Below are 23,038 nucleotides of genomic sequence, written 5' to 3'. Positions count from 1 at the left end.
GTCGAGGACGAAGGAAGGGAGAGGGCGTTTAGCTTGCCCAGGCCAGCAGCGAATGCCGGCGCTGCGGTTCGCGGAGCGCCGCCAGGGCGTGCTTCTCCAGTTGCCGGACACGCTCCCTCGAGACGCCTACCTCTTCGGCGACGTCCTGCAGGGTGTGTTCCTTGCCGTCGGCGAGTCCGTAGCGCAGCTCGATGATCCGCGCCTCGCGGGGAGGCAGCGAATCCAGAACGTTGCGCAGCGATTCGACGAGCGCGTGGTGCTCGGCGATGTCTTCGGCACGGACGACGTCGTCGTCCTCGATGATCTCGCCGACCGACGTGTCGCCGTCCTCACCGATGGGGGTGTCGAGGCTCAGCGGATCCCGGGAGACCCGGCGCAGCTCGATGATGCGCTCGACCGGCAGCCCGGCCTCTTCGGCGATCTCTTCGACCGTGGCGTCGCGGCCGAGCAGCCGCTGCAGGTCGCGGCCGATACGGTGCATCTTGGCCACGGTCTCGGCCACGTGGACCGGGAGACGCACGGTACGCGTCTGCTCGGCGAGGCCGCGCTGGATGGACTGGCGGATCCACCAGGTGGCGTACGTGGAGAACTTGAAGCCCTTGGCGTAGTCGAACTTCTCGACCGCGCGCATCAGACCCAGATTGCCTTCCTGGATGACGTCGAGAAAGGGCAGCCCCCGATTGGACAGCTTTCGGGCCACCGACACAACCAACCGGAGGTTGGCTCGGATCATATGGTCTTTGGCGAGTTCACCGTCGTTGGCGATGGCGCGCAGCTCTCGCCGGTTCCGTGCGGTGAGCTTGCGAGTGCCTTCTCCGGCCTCGTCGGCGCGCAGCAGTTCCGCGGCGTACACTCCAGCCTCGATGCGCTTTGCTAGATCCACCTCTTCCTCTGCGCTCAGCAGAGGCGTTTTGCCGATCTGGGCGAGGTATCGCCCGACCAGGTCAGGTTCCCCCTCGGAGCCGGCGCGTGGACCACGACGGGTGACGTCGGTTTCGGTGTTCACTGTCATGGCTCCTCCCTTCCTGTCGTCGTATTTCGGGACGGTACCCAGTTGGCCCGACGAACATACGTTCACAACGTGCGAAGGCCCCCAGAGATTCCGCACTAGCTGAGAAGTCCCTGAGAAAAGGTTTGGTAGCGTCCGGTTGAACCGTTTGGCGTGATCTGGGTCCCGCGAATCACACCGCGGTCGCTGCTTGAAAACCGCGGCGCAGCGGCCACGGTACCCATACCGTCAGTGAGTATGAGACAGCGAAGGTTACAACATCGCAACTGCGATGGCTATTCCACACGCGCTTGTATTTCGGTGAACCGTAGCGCCCAACCCTGCGTCTCTATCTGACGTGAAAGACGGAGATTCCGACGACGAGCTGCTCCGGGCTGCCGGACGCGGCGATCGCGCGGCCTACGAGGAGTACTACCGGCGCAATGCGCCGTGGCTGCTCATCCGGCTACGACGACGCTGTGGCGATGCTGAACTGGCGGCCGACGTCCTGCAGGAGACGTTCCTCGCGGTGTGGCGTGCTGCCGGGTCGTACGCGGGATCGGAGCAGGCTGGCGGCTGGCTGTGGTCCATCGCCACCCGCCGGCTGATCGACGCGCACCGCCGGCGGGCCGTCCGGGTGGAGGCCGCGGGGGAGCCCTACGAGGAGCTGGTCCGCGCGCCGTCGGCAGAGGACGAGGCGCTGGCGTCGTCGTTCGGCGCCGAACTCGCCGTCGCTCTGGACCGGCTCTCGCCGGAACTCCGGGCCGTCCTGCAGGCCACTGTCCTGGACGGGCTGTCCGTCCGCGAAGCGGCCGTCCTGCTCCATATCCCGGAAGGAACCGTGAAGTCTCGCTCCCGCCGTGCGCGGCTCGCGCTGAAGGAGGCGCTGGCATGACCTGGCACGTCCCCGCGGACACGGTCCGTGCCTACGTGCACGGCCGGATCGCCGACGCCGACGCCTGGTCGGTCGAGGCACACCTCTCCTCCTGCGAGCAGTGCCGAGCCGAACTCGCGGCCGAGGCCAGTCACGTCCCCGCGCTGATGGCCGACGTGGACAGTCGCTGGTCGGCCGTCGCCGCCGATCTCCCAGCGCAAGGACGGGTGCGCCGGGGCACCGTGTGGCGGGAGCTGGTGGTGCTCGTCACCGCCGGCCCGGCGGCACGGTGGGCCTGGCTGACCGCCAGCCTCGCCGTCCTCGCCCTTGCCGCGGGGGTCGGCGCGATCACCCCGATGACCGGCGGGGGCGAGCTGCCGCTGCTGGGCATGGTGGCCCCGCTCGTTCCGATCCTCGGCGTCGCCGCCTCCTACGGCTCCGGGCTGGACGACGCACACGAGGTGATCGCGTCGACCCCGGGCGGCGGGCTGCGCCTGCTACTGATGCGTTCCGTGACGGTGCTCGCAGCCAGCAGCGTGATCGCTGTCGCGGCCGGCTTGTTCAGCGGCTACGGCTCGCCCGTGCCGTGGCTGCTCGCCAGCCTGGCGCTGGTGATGCTGACACTGGCATTCGGCTCCCTGCTCGGGGTCGGGCGTGCGGCGGCGGCGGTCGGCGGCGGGTGGGCGGTGGCCGTGACGGTCGCCACCCTCGACGCCCCGGCTGACGCCATTCCGAGCCTGCTCACCGTCGAGTTCGCGCCCGTCTGGCTTGTCCTGGCCGTCGTCGCGGCCCTCGTCGTCACCGTACGACGCGACGCGTTCGACCACATCATCTTGACCACTCGCCACTGATAGGAGCACAACCACGATGAGCACGCCCACCGTGATCGGCACCCACGTCGAGGTCAGGGATCTCGTCGTCCGGTTCGGCAAACGGACCGCCCTGGACGGTCTGGACCTCACCCTCGACACCGGTGTACACGGCCTGCTCGGTCCGAACGGAGCCGGCAAGACCACCCTGATGCGTCTGCTGGCCACCGTGGCGAAGCCGACCTCGGGCACGGTGTCCCTGCTCGATCACGACCTACGGGACCACCGGCAGCTCCGGCGGGTTCGCCGCCGGCTCGGCTACCTGCCGCAGCACTTCGGCTATTACCCGCGGTTCACCGTTCGCGAGTTCGTGGAGTACTTCGCCTGGCTCAAGGAGGTGCCCGCGGACCGGGTGCCGACGGCCGTCGACCGCGCCATCGAACGGGTGGGGCTGCTCGACCGCGCCGACGACAAGCTGAAGAAGCTGTCCGGCGGCATGCTGCGGCGGGCGGGGATCGCGCAGGCCATCGTCAACGATCCGGACATCCTCCTGTTCGACGAGCCGACGGCGGGCCTGGACCCGGAGCAGCGGGTCGAGTTCCGGGAGCTGTTGCGAGCCATCGGCGTCGACGCGTGCGTGCTGGTCGCCACCCACCTGGTGGAGGACGTAACAGCGGCCTGCACGGATGTCACCCTCGTCAATGGCGGTCGGTCGGTGTTCCGCGGCACACCGGAAGAGCTGGCGGCCGCCGCCGACGACTCGGTGGGTGGCGACTCCCCGATCGAGCGTGGCTACACGACAGTCCTGCGTGCGGCCAGACAAGGGTGAGCGCACCGATGGATCGCACCACCAGGCGAGCGTTCCGCACCGACCTGGTGCGCGGCGTGGCTCCGGTGGCGATCCTGGCGATCACCGGCGCGGGCATCGCCACCCTGTTCAACGACTCGGAGCGATGGGCCGGGCGGTGGGGCCCGCTCATGGAATACGCGCGGGTGATCATGATCGTCCTGGTGCCGTTGGCCGTAGCGGCCGCAGCCTGGCAGGCCGGGCGGGATCGGCGCCGGCGGACGGATGAGCTGCTGGGCACCACACCCCGGCCGTCCTGGCAGCATGTGGCCCTCGGCTGGGCCGGCGTGACCCTGGCCGCCGTGCTGGGGCTCGTGCTCGCCTGGCTGGCCGGCGTGGCGCTGGTGGCACCGATCGCTACCTACTCGGGCCGTGGCTGGTGGTGGGGGCTCGCGGTCGGCGCACTGGCACTGGCGGCTGCGAGCGCGCTCGGCACCGCGGTGGGCCGGCTGGTTCCCGGTCGCCTGGTCGCGCCGCTGGCGGGTATCGGCGCCTACGTTCTTCTCGGAATCGGTACCTACAGCGACCGCCTCACGTGGCTGACCCCTTCCTTCAGCGGCGCCACGGACGGCACTCGTTATCTGCCGGGGTGGGTTCACGTGTCGCAGGCGCTCTGGCTCGCGGGCCTAGCGGCCGCGCTCGTTCTTCTCGCCGCGGCGCGTCACCGCTGGCTCGCCGCGATACCGGCTCTGGTGGCGGTGACGGCCGCGGTGCCGCTGGTCGCCACCGACGACGAGGGCCGCTGGCGGGTGGATCACACCGCAATGGCGCCGGTCTGCACCGACGAAGGCGGTCTCGAAGTGTGCCTGGCACGGGTCAACGCCTTCCTGCTCGACGCGGCGGAAGAACCCGTGCGCGAACAGCTTGCCCGGTGGGACGGCGTCGACGGCGGCTTCGTCCGGGCCGTGGACCGGGTCTCGATCGACGACGCGGCCCTGGCGCCGGAGCGGACCGCGGTGCTCGAGGTCGCGCATCTGATGAGCTGGAACGGCGAATGGTCCGAGGAGTCCGAGCACGGTGAACGGATCGAGACCGTCTTCGCTCAAGCCGCCGCAGACCTCGTGTACCGGAACTGTCGTCCCTACGCGGGGGACGTCACCGCAGAGCCCGCGCACACGTCGATGATCTGGGCCGCGGAGGCCGCCCACTATTGGACCATCGGGGAGACGACTCCGCTCGGAGTCGTCGTCGAGGACGGGGAGACAGCACCGTTTCAGGTGCTGCTGTCGCGGCCGGAAGCGGAGCAGAAGGACTGGCTGGGGCGATACCTCGCGGCGGCACACACCTGCGAGCCGGCTGCCTTCGACGCATTGATGGAGGAGCTGCGGTGAACCGGACGACACGGCGGGTGCTCCGGACGGAGCTGCTGCGAGGCGCCGCACCGGTCGCCGCCGCAGGCGTTCTGCTGGCCGGATTCCTGATCATGGGCGCGTTCGCCGGCGACTGGGCCGGCTGGTCCGGACGGTGGACGCCACTGGCCGCGTCCGTGCGGCTGAGCCTGATGGCGCTGGGCGCGCTGGTCGCTGCCGCGGCGGCGTGGCAGGCGGGACGTGAGCGCCGACGCCGGACATCTGACCAGATCGGCTCCACGTCGCGACCGGGATGGCAGCCGTTCGTGGTCGGCTGGGCCTCGGTGACGCTGGGTTCGTCGGTCGCCATGCTGGTGGTCGTGGGCGCCTGCGCCGCATTGGTCGCTCCGGTGGCCTCCTACGGTGGCGGCGGATGGGTGTGGATGATCGTGGTCGCCTTTCCGGGTTTGGCTGCGTTGTCCGCGCTGGGCGCCCTTCTCGGCAGGTTGATTCCGTCACGCTTGGTCGCCCCGGTGGTGGCGGTCGCCGTGTATCTGCCGATGGTCGGTGTGGTCGACGGTGCTGGGCCGGGAGTGACCAGATGGCTGGCCCCGGTTCTGTCTCCCTACGACGCTCCCGGTTACACCATCGACGCGGCGGTCAGTCTGGCGCAGTTCGTCTGGTTCTCGGCGGTGGCCGGGACAGCGATCATGCTGATCGTGACGGCCCAGCGGTGGCTGATCGTGGTGCCCGCCGGCATCGCGGTGGGCGCGGCGGCGTGGCTGGCGTCGAGTTCACCCCAGTGGGAGGTTGACCGGGCCGCGGTGGAGCTGGTGTGCACCGAAGACGGGTCGCCGGAAGTCTGCCTGACGCGGCTGAACTCGTTTCTTCTCGACGACGTCGCTCCACTCGCACGCGGTGCACTGGCTCACTGGGAGGGGATACCGGGCGCACCGGACCGGGCTGTGGACGAAACTGCGCAGATTGACCACTGGGATGCGGAGGACGAGGCGAGCGTGCGGCTGACCCTGACCAGTGGCGCGACGCTGAGCGGCGGATACGCGGGCTCCGGCGCGCGTTCACCGCACGGGTGGGAGGTGATCGACTGGTGGCCGGCGACGACGTGTGCCGGTGCGGTGACCGAACAGCATTGGAGCCTGTTCGAGGTGGCCACAGCGTGGGGCATCCAGGCAGACGCCTGGCTGGAGCCCGACTCGCAGCGGTATCTCGACGCCCTGATGGCTATGCCCGCGAAAGATCAGAAGAACTGGATGGGCCGGTTCCTCGCCGCCGCGGAGACCTGTGACGAGTCCGTGCTGGCGACACTTGCCGAGGAGCTGCGATGACGTCCGTCGTGACACCCCTTGATCCGCGACGCGACCAACGTGCCCGGTCGTTCGCCCATCGCGTCGCGCCGGCGTGGCTGCACGCCCGGGCTCGCGGGATTCCGCTCGCCGTGCTGGGCATCGTCGCTGTGGCGCTCGCGGCGTGGTGGTGCGCCGACTGGCTGGTGCATCGCGAGTGGTCGACGGGCGCCGACTCCCGGGTCCCCGTCGTCGCGGGCGCGCCATTGCTGGCCGTGGTGCTGGCGTCGGCGGGCCTCGGCGGGCAGGACGAGGAGCTGGAGCGATCGACCGCGGTGCGGTGGAGAGTCCGCCGGCTGGGCCACATCCTCGGCATGACCCTTCTTATCGGCTGTGCCTTGGTTCTCATCGGGCTATGGGAGCCGCGTGAGTACGGAGCGTTCGAGCTGGCGCGGAACACGCTCGGCTTCGTTGGGCTGGTCGCCGCGTCCGCTCCGGTTCTCGGGTCGCGGCTGGCCTGGGTTCCGTCGTTCGCCTACGCGGCGGTCGTCTACCTCGCGGCACCCAAGCCGATCCTTACGGAGGCGGCCTGGTGGACGTGGCCATTGCAGCAATGGGGCGCTGATCTCGCTGTGCTTGTGGTGGTGGCGCTCTTCGTTGGCGGAACCGCGCTCTACGTGATGAAGGGCGCCCGGCCGGCCCGGGACGCCGACGAGTGACGAAGCCTGGCGGGTGACCGGTGCCGTCGCACGCGTGCCGCCGGCGAGTGGCCGGCACCGACGTGCTCAGCCGGTCTCCAGGCCCCAGGAGCGGACCTCGTCGGGGTAGAGGCGGATCAGCGGCCCCGGCTCGGCAATGGCCTCGGCGCGGCCCCGGACGGACACCGCGCGGGGCTGCCAGGGCGGCAGGACGTCGTCGATCACGATGGCGGCGCGCCCCGTGCGGCTCACGTCCCGGAACTTCTTCGTGTTGGCGAAGTCGCGTCCCCCGACGTCGATCGTGTCCAGGTCGGCGTTGTAGGACCACCCGACTGGAGTGACATGCGGAGTGCCGTCCGGGCCCACCGTCGCCAGGCGGGCGAGGCGTCGTTCGGATCGCAGGTAGCTCAGCTCGGCGTCACTGAATGCGCTCATCGGGTTCCTCCTCGGCCGGGGGTAACGCGTGTGGCGTGGGAGGTTACCCGACACGAGGCCCGCATGCTGATCGCAGGGTGCTCGTGTTCATACGCGGGTGGCGGGCTATGGGAATAGACGCGAACGATACTCGTTATAAGTAGGGTGACGTTCGACCATGACGAGGAGCGTTCTATGAAGAACATCATCCATCCCGACTACCGTCCTGTGGTCTTCCGGGACCGTGGCGCCGACATGGCATTCCTGACCCGCTCGACCGCGACGTCGGACGAGACGGTCGTGTGGGACGACGGTCAGACCTATCCCGTGGTCGACGTCGAGATCTCATCGGCGAGTCACCCGTTCTACACGAGGACGTCGCGGATCCTGGACTCCGCCGGGCAGGTGGAGAAGTTCCGCCGCCGGTTCGCCGGGGGAGAGAGCGTCGCTTGACCTGAATAAAGGTTGAGGTACTTGACTGGAGCCGTCCTTCCCCAATCGAGGAGAATTCCATGCGAGCAGTAGTCCTGCGCGAGTTCGGACCGGCCGGCAATCTCAGCTACGAGACCGTACCCGATCCCCAACCTGCCGACGGCCAGCTGCGCATCGCGGTGAAGGTGTCCGGCGTGCACTACATCGAGACCGCGATGCGAGCCGGCCTGCCGATCGGCCCGCCTCTTCCGCAGCTGCCATCAGTGTTCGGATCGGAGGTGGCCGGGGTCGTGGACGGTGTAGGCGCCGGGGCCGCCGAGTCATGGATCGGGCGTCGCGTCGTGACCGCGCTCGGACAGCCAGGTGGCTACGTGGAGCTGGCGGTCGCCGACGTCGCCGCAGTGCAGCCGATTCCGGAGGGCGTGGAGTTCGACGTTGCGGTGGCTATGGTCCGCACCGGGGCCACCACGCTCGGCTTACTGGACCTCGCTGACGTCGGTGCCGACGATGTGGTCCTCGTGACGTCCGCCGCTGGAGGAGTCGGCCAGCTGGTGGTCCGGCACGTGCTGAGCGTCGGGGCGACGGTGGTCGGCGCAGCCGGGGGTCCGGACAAGGTCGCCGCCGTCCGCGGCTTGGGGGCCGACGTCGCTGTCGATTACAACCGATCGGACTGGGTCGACACTGTCCTCGACGCCCTCGGCGGGCGCCGGGTCACCGTCGTGCTCGATGGAGTTGGCGGTGACAAGGCGGATGCGGCGTTCTCTCTGCTCGCCGATGGCGGGCGCTTCGTCAGCATCGGTCAGTCCTCCCGGGAAGAGCCCGACCTCGACTCGGAGCTGCAGAAGTCCCGTGGTCTCACGGTCGTCGACGCGCTCGGGCACCTCCTGAGTCACGCCGACCGCTTCGCCGAGGTGGAACGACGAGCACTCGAGGGCGCGGCCAAGGGTGAGCTCGTGCCGACGATCCAGGCGTTCCCACTGGCGGCGGCCGCGGAAGCGCACGCGGCGCTGGAGAGCCGGAAGACGACGGGCAAGGTGATCCTGCGGCCGTGACCGGAGCCAACCTGACGCCTTTGTGTCGTCCTGGCGCGTTTCAGTCGCGCTTCCCGGCCTCGAAGCGGCTTTTGGCGCGGCTGGAGGGCGTCAGGACGCAGGAATCGCGTCAGGACGCAGGATTGGCGTCGGCCTCGGTAGAGTGCGCGCGTGGTTGGCACTACCGAGGACAAGCCGGATCCAGACGCGGTCTTGGCTGCGTTCGGAGTTCCAGGGCGAGTCGTGGCGATGACGCCCGTGGCAGGCGCCTGGTCCAACCGGGTGTACCGGCTGACCACGAGCGTTGGTGTGTACGCGGTGAAGCACCTGCGAAACCCATGGAACGTGGCGCGGTGGCTGGAATGGCTCGACGCTGCCTGGACGCTTGAGGCCCGTGCTCACCTGGCCGGGATACGGATGCCGGAACCGGTGCCCAACCCGGCAGACGGCGGATGCGTCGCCTGGGTGGAGTCGGTAGCCGGTACGGATCCCATCCCGGTGCGGGTGCACCGGTGGATGGACGGGTCGGCACTGCCGCCTGAGCCGGTGGGATCCGAGGTAGCGGCATGGGCAGGTGCGACGCTGGCCACGGTACACGGCCTGCAGGTCACGACGAGCGACCGGACGATCTTTCCGATATTCAACACGGACACCGCTGACCAGTGGCCGGAACTCGTCTCAAAAGCGCGCGCCGCCCACGCAGCGTGGGCGGCAGATCTCTGGGAGCTCCGGCCACACGCCGGCCGAATCGCCGAGCTGGCCCAGGAAGCGGGCAGCACGGACGAGCCCGAGGTCATGTGTCACGGCGACATCGACCAGAAGAACATCGTGCTCGCGCCCGACGGCCCGGTGCTCTGTGACTGGGACGTGGCGATGCCACTGGTTCCACGGCGGGAACTGGCCGACGTGGCGCTCTCGCTTGCTGGTTGGCGGCACCTCGACGTGGCTCGTGAGGTGGTGCGCGCGTATCGATGTGCCGGGGGAGCGGCCGAGGAGATTCATCCGGCGGATCTCGGCCCGGCGATGTCCACTAGGCTTGACTGGCTGGCGTTCAACGTCGAGCGGGCCATCGGCACTCGTTCGGCGGCCGTCGATGAGGTGGCATTGAGCCGAAGGCTCGTTCCAGAGCTGATCAGGGACGTGCCGCGACAGCTGGCCGTCGCACTGCGGTGGCCGGAGAAATTGGCTGGCTGAGCGCGGTCACAAGGCTGCTGCGCAGCGTGCCGTGCAACGGTGGAAGATCGTGTTCTCAGCGATGGATGGTTCTGTGGGTCTGGGCACGCACGATTCTCCAGTGATGACGGTGAAATCCTCCATCGATCAGGTCTTGCGCAGTGGTGGCCAGCTGCTCGGCCGAGTTGTCCAGACCCACCGGCCGGGCGCCTCGACGTGCCATCCATGCGGACACGTAGGCGGTGCCGCAGCCAAGCTCGATCACGTCTTTGCCCTGCAGCGTGGGTGGCAGCATGGGAAGGTCGTCCTGCGGAGACGGCGCGCTCGGCGTCGGCCGGACAGGCATGAGCGTACCGACATCGTCCGGGTGATCACTCCGACAATGTCGGTACCACCAGGCAGCCGCGGAGAGCCGAGCCGCAAGAGCGCACGGCCGGTTCACCGATTGTGCTGGCAGCGGTGCGGGGCCGCGACCTACAGTGCGGGCATGAAGAAGAGCAGCACAATCATCGGGCTCGGAGCGGTGGCCGCGGTCGGCGCAGCCGTGGCCTCGGAACTGCGTAAACCCGCGGAGGAGCGCACCTGGCAGGGCAAGCTCGGCGGAGTGGTGCCCTACGATTTCCGCCCTCCCACTACGGACCGGCTCCGGGAGCGGATGTGGGCGCCTGACGACGACGCCATCGTCAAGCCGCACGTGTTCGGCGTCGGCTGGACGGTGAACGTCGGACGGCTTGCCCGCAAGGCGGGCGTCGCCTGAACGTCGCCGGGCTGGCTGACGCCGGACCGCAGGGAGAGTACCGACATTGTCGGGGTGATCACCCGGACGATGTCGGTACGCCGGATGGTGCGGGTATCTTCGCGGCTCAATCGGGCTGGTTGGCCCGGGTCAGGTGCAGGCCGATCGGGTAGCCCTGGACGATGGTCAGCGTGTAGCTATCGATCGGGCGACGGTCGTCGTCGTACGCCACACCGGTGAGGGCCAGCGCAGCGGAGCCGGGCCGCACACCGCAGAGTCTCGCGGTCGCCTCGTCCACGAGGGTCGGTTCGACCCGCTGGAGGCTCTCCGCCACCTGGTGGCCGGCGTTGGCGAGCGCGTCCACGATGGTCGGGCTGCCCTCCAGGATGTCCGGCGTGATCATCGCGGCCACCGTCAGTGGGACGATGTCCGTGGCGTAACCGTAGACGATGCCCGCGCGGGCGCGGACGGCTCGGTAGCGCACCACCTCCGTGCCTACCGGTATGCGCAGGTCAGAGGCGATGGCGAGGTCGGCGGGAATCCTGTCCTGGGTGCGCCCGCGCTCGTCGACCTCGGTGGCCTCGTCGTCGAGATCGTCGAGGAACCCGGTGTAGACGGGACCGGACCGCGGCGACAGCGGCTCGATGGGCGGCTGTGCGGCGACATACGTGCCGGACCCGCGCTGACTGGTCACGTATCCGGTCTCGCGCAGTACCGCGATGGCCTGGCGGACAGTGCTGCGGCTGACGCCCATGGTGCGGGCGAGATGTTCCTCCCCGGGCAGACGCTGACCGGGGGCGAGCGATCCGGCCAGGATCCGGCTCTTCAGCGACGCCGCGATCCGCGTGTACAGCGGCCGGTCAGGTCCGGGTGGTCTGGCCACGCTGGTCCTCCGCCCCTCCCGGAAGAAGCCGTTGCAGTTCCGCCCGGACCCGCAGCTTGGTGGCCGTTGCGGCGTAGGACGCGTTCAGCGCCGCGAGTTGGGCGGCGACCAGCTTCGTCCTGGTGAACCCGTGGAAGCGGTGCGCGGCCAGGAGCTCGTCGGTCAGCGTGGTCTGGAAGTAGGCGGGGTCGTCGGTGTTGATGGTGACGACGACGCCCGCCGCGGCGAGCTCGCCGAGCGGATGCGCCTCCAGGCTGTCGCTGATCTTCAACGCGACGTTGGACGAGGGCGCCACTTCGAGGGGGATCCGCTCGGCCGCGAGATGTGCGATGAGGTCAGGGTCTGCCAGCGAATGAACGCCGTGGCCGATCCGGTCCGCGTTCAGCGACCCCAGCGCGCCCCAGATGCTCTCAGGTCCGACCGTCTCCCCGGCATGGGGGAGCGAGGCAAGTCCGCTGGCTTTCGCCCGGGCGAACGACGAGGCGAACAGCTCGGGCGGGAAGCCGGCCTCGATACCGCCCAGCCCGAGACCGACGACGCCGTCCGGCGCGGTGGAATCCAGCAGGTAACCGATGGTTGCCTCGGACTCCGGGTCCTCGGTTTCACGGGCGATGTCGCAGACCCACGCGAGATCGACGCCGTAGTCGGCCCGGGCACGCCGCCGGCCCTCGTTGAGGCCGTCCCGGTACTCCTCGAGTGCCACGCCGCGGCGCTGATGCGTGAGCGGCGTGGAGGTCACCTCGGCGTAGGGGACGTTCTGCGCGGCCAGCTCGGCGGCGAGTGACACCGTCGCGTCGGCGAAGTCCTCCGCGGACCGCAGCACGGCGAGGCCGGTGAAGAACAGCTTGGCGAAGTCCTCGAAGTCGTTGAACTGGTAGAGGCCGTTCAGTTCGTCCGGGGTCGACGCGCCGACGTCCACGCCGTTGCGTTCGGCGAGCCTGAACAGGGTGGTGGGACGTAGCGAGCCTTCGAGGTGGACGTGCAGCTCCACCTTCGGCAGGTCTTTCAGCCAGGGAACGATGGCGGCGTTCTCAGGTCCGGTCACATGTATTGTCTACCATACAACTTCACGTTCGGGCCACCGCGCTCGCCTTGTGCCGCCGGGATGGGGGTCGGGTCGCTACGGGCTGATTGCGACGACGGCCGCGTCCGGTGCCTCGAGCCGGTGTGGTCCCGGCGCGGCGGGGAATCGCACCAGGTCGCCGTGGACCGGGCGGCGGCGGCCCTCGGCGTCGATGAGGGCGGTTCCGTCGGCCCCGACCGCCACGAACTCGTCGTCCACCCGAAGCAGAACAGGGGCGTCGTAACCCGCGGCCACCGCCGTGCGTCCAAGGCGCAGGGCGTCGATCACCGCCTCGAACGGCACCGGGCCGTCGTCGGGGGAGTGACGCTCGATCGCCACCCAAGTCAGGGGTTCCGCCAGCGAGCGGCCCTGCTCCGGGCTGTGGAAGTCGCTGCCGCCCACCGGGATGGTCTCCCACCCCCAGGCGTTCCACCAGGCCAGCGGCCCGGACCAGCGCCGGTCGAGCCAGCTCCAGTGCCAGATCTCGGCCAGCGGTGGCGGCGCCTCCAGCTGATGGTGCCAGGCGCAGTCGGCGGCCAGGGGGTGGTTGACCGACAGCAGGCCACCGTCGTCGGCCACCTGAGACACCCATGCGTCAGGGTGCTGGCGGAAGTCCACCCAGCGGACGGCGCCGAACGCGTTCGCGTGGCCGCGATCGGTGGTCACCTCCTGCCCGGGCACCAGTGTGACGCCGTACTGGTCACCGATCGCGCCCAGCCCGGCGTGGTGGCTGACCGTGTTGTGGTCCGTGACGGCCAGGACGTCGAGACCTTCCTCGACCGCCAGGGCGGCAAGCTGTGCCCGGCCCAGCGTGCCGTCGGAGTGTACGGTGTGCGCGTGGAAGTCGCCTGCCACCCAGGTGAAGCCGGCATCCGACGGTAGCCGGCGGCGGGGCCGGCGCTGCGGGCGCGGCGGGGGAGGAGGCTCGATCTCCGCTGGTCCGGATGCGGGCGTGTCGATCTCGACGACGACGTCCAGGCCGTCGGCCGGGATCCGGTGCAGGCCCAGCACCACGGCCCAGCGGCCCGGCTCCAGCTCGCCGGGCAGGTATCCGGGCGTGGCGGCGTCGGCGCCGATCACGAAGCGTGACCGAGCCCCTCCGGACCAGCCTCGGAACGCCCCCGCGCCTGCGCAACCGAGGTCTACGACGCCGCGGTCCCGGTCGAACGTCAGCCGGACCTCGATCGACGGTGTGCCAGGAGCCACCTCGAACGGTATCTCCAGGTACGGGGACACCGCCCGGTCCTCGGGCGTCAGAGTGCGGGTGACGCGCCTCCCCATGGTCATTGAAAATCCGCCACCCGGGGCTGTGCGGGATCTCCAATGATCATGGAGAGGAGTTCGTCGAGGGCGGTCATGGTGGGCAGGGAATGTCCACCGCCGGGCTGATCTCCCGCGGCGTGGCCGGTACGGTCGATGAGGAACGCCTGCATTCCGAGGTCCAGCGCGGTCCGCACGTTCTCGGCGACGTCGTCGACGAAGGCCACATCAGACGGAGCGAGTGACGCTTGTTCGAGGGCGATCTGGTAGATCCGGGCACCAGGCTTCTCGTGGCCCACGACGGCGGAGATCACGAACGGCTCGAAATAGTCCCGCAGTCCCATGTCGCGGTGCCGCAGCTCGATCGATGGACCCGCATTGGTGATCACGCCGAGCCGTACACCGGCCTCGGCCAGCCCGTCGAGTACCAGCATCGTGTCGGCGTACGGCTCCTGGTCCAGCTCGTAGACAGCCGCGTCGGCCAGCGCTCGAAGGAGTTCGGCCGGGGCAACGCCGTAGAGGCGGCGGAGCACGACGTCATAGAACCCGACATAGACGCCGTGCTCCTCCTCCAGAGTCGTCACCCTCCAGCGTTCGGCCAGATACGCGGTGCCAGCCGCAAGCGCCGCGCGAGAGGCGTCGTCGTCCGCCGGCGTGGAAAGCCCGGCTGCGGTCACCAGCTCCGCGAAGCGGGGCTTCGGCCACCAGCTCGCGTGGGTGGGCGTGGCCAGGGTGCCTCCGGAGTCGAAGAACACCGCTCGCGTCGTGCCTGCTCCCAAGATCATCGCGGGTGGTATCGACGACGATCTGCCGCCGCAGCCCTGATGCTCATGAGGTGACGGCCGACGACGCGACTTCCAGCCGGGGAGAGCCGACCAGCCCGCCGTCCCCGGCGCGGTACAGGAGCGTGTGGTCGGCCTCGGGAGCCAACCGCACTCGGTCGCCCACCTTCGGCGGGTTCCGGGTGGTCGCCTGGATGGAGAGGGCATCACGCTCGACAGTCACCAGGTGGTCGATGCCGAGCAGCTCCACCACGGCGACCTCGCCCTCGATCGACGGTCCGGCCGCGTCACCACCGACGATGGTGTGCTCTGGGCGGAAACCCAGGACAACGTCCTCGCCGTCGCTGACATGCTCGACCGCTGACGCCGGCACCGGGAACGCGGTATCGCCGATCTGCACTTGAGCATCCCGGATCACGCCGGAGACCAGGTTCATCGGCGTGGACCCGATGAACGACGCCACGAACAGCGACGCCGGGCGCTCGTAGACGACCGACGGAGTGTCCAGCTGACGGATGTGCCCGGCCTCCATCACCGCGATCCGGTCCGCCAGCGCCAGCGCCTCGGACTGGTCGTGCGTGACATAAATGGTGGTGATCCCGAGTTCCTTCTGCAGCCGTTTGAGGAAGGTTCGCGCCTCCAACCGCAACCGGGCGTCGAGGTTGGACAGCGGCTCGTCGAACAGGAACAGGCTCGCGTGGTACGCGACCGCTCGTGCCAGCGCCACTCGCTGCTGCTGACCTCCGGAGAGCTGTCCCGGGCGACGCTCCAGCAGCTTGTCGAGCTGCAGATTGCCGGCGGCCTCGGAGGCGGTCTTACGGCGCTCCTCCTTGCCGATCTTGCGGACCTTGAGCGGGTACGCGACGTTATCCACCACGGTCATGTGCGGGTAGAGCGCATAGTCCTGGAACACCATGGCCACGTTGCGCTTGCCGGATGGCAACTTGGTGACGTCGCGGTCGTCGATGAGTATCTGCCCCGAGGTTGCATTCTCCAAGCCCGCAATGGTTCGCAGCATGGTGGTCTTCCCGCAGCCCGAGGGACCGAGCAAAGCGAAGAACTCGCCGGCCTCGATGGACAGGTTGATCTCGTCGAGGGCGCGAACCCCGCCGGGGAACTCCTTGACGAGGGAGTTGAGCTTGACACTCGCCGTCATCGTTTGATTCCTCCGTGGAAGCGGAAGCCGTAGCGGGCATTCACGAACAGGTACATCAGCACCACCGGGATCGAGTACAGGAAGGCGAAGGCCGACACCAGGCTGAGGTTGGGATCGCCGGCCTCGTTGTAGAAGTTGTAGATCACCACTGCCGCAGGGTAGAGCTCCGCACTGCGCAGCAGGATGAACGGGGTCAGGAAGTCACCCCAGATGTTGACCAGCGCCCACACGGCGATCACCGCCAGACCTGGCCGGACCACGGGCACCACGATGTCTTTGAGGATCTGGAACGACGACGCGCCGGCCACCTGCGCGGACTCCTCATAACTGCGCGGCACCGAATCCATGAAGTCCTTGAGGATGAACAGCGCCGTCGGCAGCATCCCGCCGGTGAGGATCAGAATCACGCCGGTGTGCGTGTTGATGAGACCGAGCTCGTAGATGAGGAGGAATGTCGGCACCATGGTCGCTGTGCCGCTCACCACGGCGGAGAACAGCATCAGGCTGTAGAGGATGAGGTTCCGCCCCGGTATACGTACCCGGGAGAGCGCATAGCCGGCGAACGCGCACGCGATGACGACCAGAACGGTGGAGACAACAGAGAGGAAAAGCGAGTTCCACAGCGACGTCACGGCGCGGGGATTCTCGAACACGCCACGGAAGTTGTCCAGGGTGAACGACGGCCACGACACGCCCAGGCCGGGGGACGCGTCAAACGGGGCGGAGAGCAGCCAGAGCATCGGCACGGCGAAGAACAGGCCGATGAACACCGTGAAGACGTACAGGCCGACGCGGGACAGCACCGCCTTGATGGTGCCCGCGGGATCGTTGTCCTCGACCCGGACCGCAGATGTGACCTTCACGCCTTCTTCCTCCTCTCGCGCAGCATGCGGAAGTAGACGAGCGCGATGATCAGGTTGATCAGCAGCATGATCGCCGAGACCGCGGAGCCGAAGCCGAGCTGACCCTGCCCGAACGCGACCCGGTAGACGTATATGGCCATCACCTCGGTCTGGAAGTTCGGGCCACCTCCGGTGAGAAGGAACGGGGTGAACAGGTTGAACGTCCACATGCTCACCAGGAGCACGGTGGTGAGAATGTGCCCGCGCACGGACGGCAGAACGATGTCACGCAGGGTCTGCCACGCGGATGCGCCGGAAACCTTCGCCGTCTCCAGATGAGATGGCGGGATCGTGTTCAGCGCCGCGTCGAACAGCAGCATGGAGAACGCTGTGCCGCGCCAGATGTTGAAGATGATGATCGCCAACAAGGGTTGCCGCAGCAGCCATTCGGTGGTGACGTCACCGGGGATCATCGCGTTGAGGGTGCCGTCGCTGCCGTCCAGGAAGGCTCGCCAGAGGAAGGCGACCACCGAGCCGGGGATGATCCAGGAGATGATCACCAACACTTCGATGGTGCGGCGGGTCCACCCGCGCCAGCGCCGGAACAGCCACGCGAGGGTGAAGCCGAGCCCCATCTGGCCGAGGACACCGGATGCCGCGACGAAGATCAGCGTGACCCACAGCGAGCTGGTGAACAGCGGATCGTCCAAGGCCCGGGTGAAGTTGTCCGTGCCGACGAACTCTGGTTCCCGTGCCGCCGTGCCGGTGAGCCGGTAATTGGTGAATCCGAGATACAGCGCCCAGACAGCCGGGAACATCATGAAGAGGCCGATCAGGCCGATCGCCGGCGCCACAAACCCGATTGCGGCGGGCTTACTGATCACCGCTACCTCAGCGGCGTCGTCCCTGACCGGTTCAGGTGTCACGGTGCCTTGATCGGCCGGGGCTGCCTGGACGGCGCCTTCACCGGTGGGCGCTACCTGACGTTGATCATCGGTGGTGTTGTCGGGCGCCACCGCCTCGTCGCGGTGGCGCCCGTCGTCGTTGGTCATAAGGGAGACCTCATGCAGAAGGCCGGATCACTGACATGCAGATTCATGATCGTCGGATTGTGCCGGCTCACCCGCCCGCGACGTTGTCCGGGCCGACGATGCCTTCCAGGGTGGAGTGGAACTCCTGGGCGGCGGATTCGACGTCGGAGCGCCCGGACACGACGTTCTCGACCATGAACTGGATCGCTTCGGAGACCTGCGGGTACTCCTCGAAGCCGGGTCGGTACCAGGTCAGGGGAAGCACCTCTTCGGCGACGAAGGTCAGCATCGGGTCGTGGGCGATGCCGTCCTCGTTGACGTCCTCACGTGCGGTGATACGAGGCTCGCGCTCGACGTAGTCGAGCTGGGACTCGTAGCTGGACATGAAGGTCAGCAGCTCCCACGCTTCGTGCGGGTGCTCGGTGTTCGGGTTGATCACCCGTCCGGTGCCACCGGACGCGGAGACGAAGTCCTGTCCGCGGATGCCGGCGCCCGGTTCCTGCGCCGGGATGAGCGCCCACCCGACGAGGTCCTCGCGGTCCTCGAGCGGGAAGTTGCCCTCGGGGTTGATCACGCCGCGCCAGAGGTAGTCACCCTCGATCAGCATGCCGAGGTTGCCCTGGGAGAATGCCTCGAAGGAGCGGTCGCGGCCGTCGGTCAGCAACTGCATGTCCGTGTCGGCCAGGCCCTCGCTGTAGATCGTGTCGTAGAACTCGAGGGCCTGCCGCACGGCGGGGGTGTCTCCCTGCCACATGCCGTCCACGTGAAGGTCGCCCCCGGCTCCGAGCAGGAGCGGGATGTAGCCCTGGAGGGTGGTCGCCTCCTCCATGTTGATGCCGGCGTTCAGCTGCATGGGGATGATGTCAGGGAGTTCGGACTGCAGGGTGCGGGCGGCGTCGAGGATCTCGTCCCACGACGTCGGCTGCCAGTCCGTGGGCAGCCCGGCGTCCTCGAACAGGTCGGTACGGTAGAAGATCACGCGTCCGTCGGTTCCCAGTGGGAGACCGTAGGGCTCGTCGTCCACCGCCAGCGACCCGACCACCGCGTCCGGGATCTGCTCCCAGCCTTCCCACTCGTCGACCTGGTCGCCGACGAGCGTGCGCAGCGGCTCGATCAGCCCGGCTGCGGCGAACTCGGCCGTCCAGAACTGGTCGAACGAGGTGATGTCCGGCCCTTCGCCGACGGAAAGGTCCAGCGCGAGCTGGGTCTTGTAGTCATCGACGCCGCCCTCGATGTGCTCGACGGTCACCTCCCGGCCCTGCTCGGCCATCAGCGCTTCGAACTCGGGGATGACGTAGTCCTCGATCCACACCGCCTCGATCTGCGGCCGGGTGGCGTTGTGAGAAATCGTCAGGTGTACCGGCTCATCCGAGGGCTCCGGCGCCTCCTGACCGTTGTCGCCGTCGCCGCCGGAACCGTCGTCGTCGCCGCCACATGCGGCGAGGACGAGCAGCGGGGCGATGAGTAGTGCCGCAGCATGGCTACGCCGTAGATGAATCCTCATGCGTCCTCCAAAGGCCACTGTGAAGTCGAATCAGAGTGAGGCGTTGCTGTTGAAGTTCGGCTGTCAGAATGTCACGACCTCTTAACTTTGGCTAGACCTCCGCATAACAATGGCCTAACTGTGATGGGCCATTGATGCGGCTGTGTCGTCGGCAGCGCCGGAGCGGCACCTCCCCAGGCTGGTCTGTTATGTCTTAACATGCTGATGTCTGCCTGCACGCGACGGTTGAGGGGTTCGGATGGCTGAAGGCGTTCCGCAACTGGTGGTCGACCGCGCCAGCCCGGTGCCGCTGTACTTCCAAGTGGCTCAGTACCTGGAGAATCTGATCGAATCCGGCGTCTACCCGCCCGGCACGCGGCTGGACAACGAGATCCTCCTCGCCGACCAGCTGGGGCTGTCCCGGCCGACCATGCGCAGAGCGATCGAGTATCTCGTCGACCGCGGCCTGCTCGTGCGCAAGCGCGGAGTCGGCACCCAGGTGGTGCAGCCGAAGGTGCGCCGGCCGGTCGAGCTGTCGAGCCTGTTCGACGACCTCCGGGCGTCGGGGCGTGAGCCGCGCACCGAGGTACTCGGCTTCGACGTTCAGCATCCGGCCGAGGCGGTGGCGGAGGCGCTCGGCATCGGCGTGGCCGACGAGGTCTATGTGATCGAGCGGCTGCGCTACACCGGCGACGAGCCGTTGTCGATCATGCGCAACTACATCCCCGCCACCGTGCTGAAGCTCAGTCAGGAGGCCCTGGCCAGGCAGGGACTGTATGACCTGATCCGGGCGGCCGGAGTGAACTTGAAGATCGCCACGCAATCGATCGGTGGCCGTGCCGCACGCGCGGCGGAGGCGCGCCTGCTGGACGAGAAGCCGGGCGCGCCGCTGCTCACCATGACCCGGGTGGCCTACGACGACGCCGGCCGTGCCATCGAGTACGGGTCACACATCTACCGGGCGTCGCGGTACACGTTCGAGCTCACGCTGACCACCCAGTAGGACGCAGCACTCCAGGCTATTGGGGGCGGAGCTCGGCGAGGATGTCGTCGGAGTAGGCCGGCCATGCCTCGATGGCCCAGTCGCCGAAGTCGCGGTCGGTGAGGATGATGCAGGCCAGGCCGGTGCCGGACGCCTCGCCCACCTGGTAGGCAGCCTCGGGATCGACCCAGAGGAAGGTGCCGGTCTGGCCGAAGTGGCCGAACGTAACGGGGGAGTTGGCAGAGCCCGTCCAGTGCGGCTTCTTCTGGTCCCGGATCTCGAATCCGAGGCCCCAGTCGTTGGGTTCCTGGCGTCCGTAGCCGGGCAGCACGCCGGCCAGTCCGGGGAAGGCGACCTGGGTCGCCGTCCGTACGGTGCTGGGATCAAGCAGCGTGGGCTGCTGGAGCTCAGCCGCGAAGGTGGCGAGATCCGCCACCGACGACGACGCTCCGTGGCCGGGCGAGCCCTCGAAGACCGTGGCGGCCATCCCGAGGGGCGCGAGCAAACCCTCCCGGACGTAGGCGGCGAACGCGATGCCGGAGCGCTTCTCCAGCTCGTCGGCGAGCTGCTCGAAGCCGGCGCTCGAGTAGACCCGCCGTTTGCCGGCTGGTGACACGATGCTGTGCTCGCTGAGGTTGAGCCCTGATGTGTGCGCGAGCAGGTGCCGGATGGTAGAGCCTTCCGGGCCGGCCGGGTGGTCCAGCTCGGCGACGCCTTCCTCGACCGCGATCAGCGCCGCGTAGGCCGTCAGCAGCTTCGTGACCGACGCGAGGGGGAACACTCGGTTGACGTCCCCGTGCTGGCCGAGGATGTCTCCCGAACTGCCCACCACGGCCGTCGCCGCATTCTCCACCGGCCATTGCTCGATCTGCCGCACACTCTCCATGTGCTCCACCCTAGGCTCTCCCCATGATCATCGATGATTCGACGGGTCCGAGCGCGACGAATCATCGATGATCATGGAGCGGGGCGGGAGCCGGCGCTTCCGGTCAGGAGGTCACCGCCACCTGACCTCGGTCGGCGCGTACCGGGCCGTCTCCACCGGGCCGGATGTCGAAGTCGAAGATCTCGGTAGGCAGGAACACTGAGCAGCACGCGTTCGGGATGTCCACCACGCCGCCGATCCTGCCCTCGATCGGCGACGTCCCCAGGATCAGGTAGGCCTGCTCGCCGGTGTAGCCCCACTTCTTCAGGTACTCGATCGCGTTCAGGCAGGCGTTGCGGTATGCCTGCGTGGCGTCCATGTACAGGTTGGTGTCGTCGCGGTGGTCGACGGAGACGCCGATGAAGGTGAGGAACTCCGAGTACAGCGGCGCGACCCGCCCCGGCATGAACACCGGATTGTTGTGGATGCCGTAGGTCTCCATGCCGCCCTTGATGAGGTCCACGTGGAAATCGATATAGCCACCCATCTCGATGGCGCCACAGAAGTTGATCTCCCCGTCGCCCTGGCTGAAATGAAGGTCACCCCCGGAGAACCTGGCGTCGTCGACGAACACCGGGTAGAAGATCCGGCTGCCGCGGGTGAAGTTCTTGATGTCGTGGTTGCCGCCGTTCTCCCGGGCGGGCACGGTGCGGGCTCCGTCGCGAGCGATCGCGTCGGCGATGTCGCCCGACGCGGTCCCGGCCAGCGTCCCGTCGACCAGCGGCGGCAAGGCGAGCGGCGGCACCCGGTCCGGATCGGTGGCGATCAGCGCACGCTCCCGCCGGTTCCACCGGTCCAGCAGATCGGCCGAAGGAGCGGTGCCGAAGAGGCCAGGGTGAGTGATGCCGGTGTAACGCACTCCGGGGACATGCCGGGAGGTGCACTGCTGACCCTGGAAGTCCCAAATTGCCTTGTACGCGTCGGGGAAGTAGTCGGTCAGGAAGCCGCCGCCGTTGACCTTCGCGAAGATGCCCGAGTATCCCCAGCCCTCCCCGCAGTTGGGCCCCTGGGTCTGGGGCACCGGGCCCAGGTCGAGGATGTCGATGACGAGGAGGTCACCTGGTTCGGCGCCTTCCACGGCGATGGGGCCGGAGAGCATGTGACACCGGGACAGATCGACGTCACGGACGTCGTTGGCCGAGTCGTTGTTGCCGATCTGGCCGTCGGTCCACTCTTTGCACTCCACCCGGAACACGTCGCCGGGCTTGACCGTGGCGGCCGGAGGCACGTCGGGATGCCAGCGGTTGTGACCGGGCACGCGCTGCTGGGCCATGGGGGTGGACTGGTCGATGCTGAAGACGACGTCGGGCATGGTGGGCTCCTTTGTCGGTGGACGGGTCTGAGTTGAACGGATCAGGCGGTGGGCGGGTCGGGGGAGGCGGACGTGGTCGGGACGTGAAGGGCTCACGGGGACGGCTGGGCCGGCTGGGCCGGCTGGGCCGGTACGACGACGAACTGGCGGGCCAGAGGTCCGGCACTGGCCAGCATGAGCAAGCCGATAGCCGCGATGACCAGGGCCGACGTGGTGGTGCTCTCCCATCGGCCGGTGAGGATGAGGAAGGCCGGCACCGCGGCCGTCAGGAATGCTTCGACGCCGGCGACGATTCCGGTGAACGGGCCGAGTTCTACCCGCTCCAGCCCTAGCACCAGGAAGAAGAGGAACCACAGCACCGACCAGAGCAGCCAGATGACGCCGAAGGCCGGATCGTCGGCGCGGAACGCCTCGGCGGCGAAGCCGATGGCAGAGGCCGAGACGAACAGGGAGAACCAGCCCAGTCCGCGACCCGGCCAGCCGGTAGCGCCGTTGACGCCGACCCAGAGATAGGTGAAGCCGAACAAGTAGAGGCCGGATGCGGCGAAGATCAGCGCCGGGTCCCCGTCGGCGGTGATGATCAGGATGGTGGGGGTGATCACCTGCAGCGCGCCCACGAACAGGTTCAGCGGGGCGCTCTCCCGCGGCGTCATCCGCCCGAGCAGCATCACAGCGTTGATGAACAGCACTGCTCCGACGTAGAAGAGCCCCACGGCGGACATCG

25 protein-coding genes are annotated in these 23,038 nt (G+C 68.3%); 11 read left to right on the top strand and 14 right to left on the bottom strand.

Annotated features, from left to right (window positions below):
* Positions 1-28 precede the first annotated feature (28 nt).
* A complete protein-coding gene (locus G1H11_RS15655) occupies positions 29-1,012 on the bottom strand; it encodes a sigma-70 family RNA polymerase sigma factor (protein WP_163819526.1) in 984 nt (327 codons plus the stop codon).
* A 334-nt stretch (positions 1,013-1,346) separates the two neighbouring features.
* Here G1H11_RS15655 and G1H11_RS15650 point away from each other — a divergent pair, with 334 nt between their 5' ends.
* Genes G1H11_RS15650 through G1H11_RS15625 form a run of 6 tightly spaced genes read left to right on the top strand, consistent with a single transcriptional unit; the run spans position 1,347 to position 6,830 of the window.
* The gene (locus G1H11_RS15650) at positions 1,347-1,883 is read left to right on the top strand and encodes a sigma-70 family RNA polymerase sigma factor (protein WP_163819525.1); all 537 of its coding nucleotides are present in this window, start codon (positions 1,347-1,349) and stop codon (positions 1,881-1,883) included.
* Positions 1,880-2,713 (top strand): zf-HC2 domain-containing protein, encoded by an 834-nt coding sequence (locus tag G1H11_RS15645; RefSeq protein ID WP_163819524.1) that lies wholly within the window; start codon positions 1,880-1,882, stop codon positions 2,711-2,713. The genes G1H11_RS15650 and G1H11_RS15645 overlap by 4 nt, the downstream gene beginning before the upstream one ends.
* Before the next feature lie 16 nt (positions 2,714-2,729).
* Positions 2,730-3,500: an ABC transporter ATP-binding protein gene (locus tag G1H11_RS15640; RefSeq protein ID WP_163819523.1), complete on the top strand. Its 771-nt coding sequence runs from the start codon at positions 2,730-2,732 to the stop codon at positions 3,498-3,500.
* An 8-nt stretch (positions 3,501-3,508) separates the two neighbouring features.
* Positions 3,509-4,849: a hypothetical protein gene (locus G1H11_RS15635; protein WP_163819522.1), complete on the top strand. Its 1,341-nt coding sequence runs from the start codon at positions 3,509-3,511 to the stop codon at positions 4,847-4,849.
* On the top strand, positions 4,846-6,153 hold the full coding sequence (locus G1H11_RS15630) for a hypothetical protein (RefSeq protein WP_163819521.1): 1,308 nt from the start codon (positions 4,846-4,848) through the stop codon (positions 6,151-6,153). Before G1H11_RS15635 ends, G1H11_RS15630 begins: the two co-directional genes overlap by 4 nt.
* On the top strand, positions 6,150-6,830 hold the full coding sequence (locus tag G1H11_RS15625; RefSeq protein WP_163819520.1) for a hypothetical protein: 681 nt from the start codon (positions 6,150-6,152) through the stop codon (positions 6,828-6,830). Before G1H11_RS15630 ends, G1H11_RS15625 begins: the two co-directional genes overlap by 4 nt.
* A 66-nt stretch (positions 6,831-6,896) precedes the next feature.
* On the opposite strand, the gene G1H11_RS15620 is transcribed toward G1H11_RS15625, so the two are convergent.
* The gene (locus G1H11_RS15620) at positions 6,897-7,244 is read right to left on the bottom strand and encodes a PPOX class F420-dependent oxidoreductase (protein ID WP_163819519.1); all 348 of its coding nucleotides are present in this window, start codon (positions 7,242-7,244) and stop codon (positions 6,897-6,899) included.
* Positions 7,245-7,418: 174 nt separating this feature from the next.
* Here G1H11_RS15620 and G1H11_RS15615 point away from each other — a divergent pair, with 174 nt between their 5' ends.
* The 3 genes from G1H11_RS15615 to G1H11_RS15605 all read left to right on the top strand — a co-directional run bounded on the left by G1H11_RS15615 (position 7,419) and on the right by G1H11_RS15605 (position 9,880).
* Positions 7,419-7,676 carry a type B 50S ribosomal protein L31 gene (locus G1H11_RS15615; protein WP_163819518.1) on the top strand — a complete coding sequence of 86 codons (258 nt, stop codon included), beginning with the start codon at positions 7,419-7,421 and terminating at the stop codon, positions 7,674-7,676.
* 59 nt (positions 7,677-7,735) lie between these two features.
* Positions 7,736-8,707, top strand: a complete 972-nt coding sequence (locus G1H11_RS15610; RefSeq protein WP_163819517.1) for a zinc-binding dehydrogenase — start codon at positions 7,736-7,738, stop codon at positions 8,705-8,707.
* A gap of 150 nt (positions 8,708-8,857) precedes the next feature.
* Complete coding sequence (locus G1H11_RS15605; protein WP_163819516.1) at positions 8,858-9,880, top strand: phosphotransferase; 1,023 nt, start codon at positions 8,858-8,860, stop codon at positions 9,878-9,880.
* Between the two features lie 55 nt (positions 9,881-9,935).
* Here G1H11_RS15605 and G1H11_RS25275 read toward each other — a convergent pair whose 3' ends face one another.
* Positions 9,936-10,154, bottom strand: coding sequence for a methyltransferase domain-containing protein (locus G1H11_RS25275; protein ID WP_216843803.1), 219 nt, complete (start codon positions 10,152-10,154; stop codon positions 9,936-9,938).
* Between the two features lie 192 nt (positions 10,155-10,346).
* Between G1H11_RS25275 and G1H11_RS15595 the strand changes: the two genes are divergently transcribed.
* Positions 10,347-10,616: a DUF5808 domain-containing protein gene (locus G1H11_RS15595; protein ID WP_163819515.1), complete on the top strand. Its 270-nt coding sequence runs from the start codon at positions 10,347-10,349 to the stop codon at positions 10,614-10,616.
* A gap of 106 nt (positions 10,617-10,722) precedes the next feature.
* Here the strand turns inward: G1H11_RS15595 and G1H11_RS15590 are convergent, their stop codons facing one another.
* The 8 genes from G1H11_RS15590 to G1H11_RS15555 form a co-directional block, all read right to left on the bottom strand.
* Complete coding sequence (locus tag G1H11_RS15590; RefSeq protein WP_163819514.1) at positions 10,723-11,478, bottom strand: GntR family transcriptional regulator; 756 nt, start codon at positions 11,476-11,478, stop codon at positions 10,723-10,725.
* The gene (add, locus tag G1H11_RS15585) at positions 11,456-12,523 is read right to left on the bottom strand and encodes an adenosine deaminase (RefSeq protein ID WP_163819513.1); all 1,068 of its coding nucleotides are present in this window, start codon (positions 12,521-12,523) and stop codon (positions 11,456-11,458) included. Before add ends, G1H11_RS15590 begins: the two co-directional genes overlap by 23 nt.
* 75 nt (positions 12,524-12,598) lie before the next feature.
* Positions 12,599-13,828, bottom strand: coding sequence for a CehA/McbA family metallohydrolase (locus tag G1H11_RS15580; RefSeq protein ID WP_216843802.1), 1,230 nt, complete (start codon positions 13,826-13,828; stop codon positions 12,599-12,601).
* Complete coding sequence (locus G1H11_RS15575; protein ID WP_163819512.1) at positions 13,825-14,586, bottom strand: HAD family hydrolase; 762 nt, start codon at positions 14,584-14,586, stop codon at positions 13,825-13,827. Before G1H11_RS15575 ends, G1H11_RS15580 begins: the two co-directional genes overlap by 4 nt.
* A gap of 43 nt (positions 14,587-14,629) precedes the next feature.
* Entirely contained in the window at positions 14,630-15,739 is a 1,110-nt protein-coding gene (locus tag G1H11_RS15570; RefSeq protein ID WP_163819511.1) for an ABC transporter ATP-binding protein, read from the bottom strand.
* Positions 15,736-16,602, bottom strand: a complete 867-nt coding sequence (locus G1H11_RS27110; protein ID WP_216843801.1) for a carbohydrate ABC transporter permease — start codon at positions 16,600-16,602, stop codon at positions 15,736-15,738. Before G1H11_RS27110 ends, G1H11_RS15570 begins: the two co-directional genes overlap by 4 nt.
* Positions 16,599-17,633 carry a carbohydrate ABC transporter permease gene (locus G1H11_RS15560; protein WP_216843800.1) on the bottom strand — a complete coding sequence of 345 codons (1,035 nt, stop codon included), beginning with the start codon at positions 17,631-17,633 and terminating at the stop codon, positions 16,599-16,601. Before G1H11_RS15560 ends, G1H11_RS27110 begins: the two co-directional genes overlap by 4 nt.
* A gap of 67 nt (positions 17,634-17,700) precedes the next feature.
* The gene (locus G1H11_RS15555; RefSeq protein WP_163819510.1) at positions 17,701-19,116 is read right to left on the bottom strand and encodes an extracellular solute-binding protein; all 1,416 of its coding nucleotides are present in this window, start codon (positions 19,114-19,116) and stop codon (positions 17,701-17,703) included.
* A 238-nt stretch (positions 19,117-19,354) separates the two neighbouring features.
* Here G1H11_RS15555 and G1H11_RS15550 point away from each other — a divergent pair, with 238 nt between their 5' ends.
* Positions 19,355-20,098, top strand: coding sequence for a GntR family transcriptional regulator (locus tag G1H11_RS15550; protein WP_163819509.1), 744 nt, complete (start codon positions 19,355-19,357; stop codon positions 20,096-20,098).
* Between the two features lie 16 nt (positions 20,099-20,114).
* On the opposite strand, the gene G1H11_RS15545 is transcribed toward G1H11_RS15550, so the two are convergent.
* The 3 genes from G1H11_RS15545 to G1H11_RS15535 all read right to left on the bottom strand — a co-directional run bounded on the left by G1H11_RS15545 (position 20,115) and on the right by G1H11_RS15535 (position 23,036).
* Entirely contained in the window at positions 20,115-20,963 is an 849-nt protein-coding gene (locus tag G1H11_RS15545) for a serine hydrolase domain-containing protein (protein WP_163819508.1), read from the bottom strand.
* 103 nt (positions 20,964-21,066) lie between these two features.
* Complete coding sequence (fmdA, locus tag G1H11_RS15540) at positions 21,067-22,314, bottom strand: formamidase (protein WP_163819507.1); 1,248 nt, start codon at positions 22,312-22,314, stop codon at positions 21,067-21,069.
* A gap of 92 nt (positions 22,315-22,406) precedes the next feature.
* A complete protein-coding gene (locus G1H11_RS15535) occupies positions 22,407-23,036 on the bottom strand; it encodes an AmiS/UreI family transporter (RefSeq protein WP_163819506.1) in 630 nt (209 codons plus the stop codon).
* Between the last annotated feature and the right edge of the window lie 2 nt (positions 23,037-23,038).

This window comes from Phytoactinopolyspora alkaliphila (assembly GCF_010550695.1).
In the GTDB taxonomy this organism is placed as follows: domain Bacteria; phylum Actinomycetota; class Actinomycetes; order Jiangellales; family Jiangellaceae; genus Phytoactinopolyspora; species Phytoactinopolyspora alkaliphila.
Note: the sequence above shows the minus strand (reverse complement) of the source record. Positions and strands in the feature narration are given on the sequence as shown.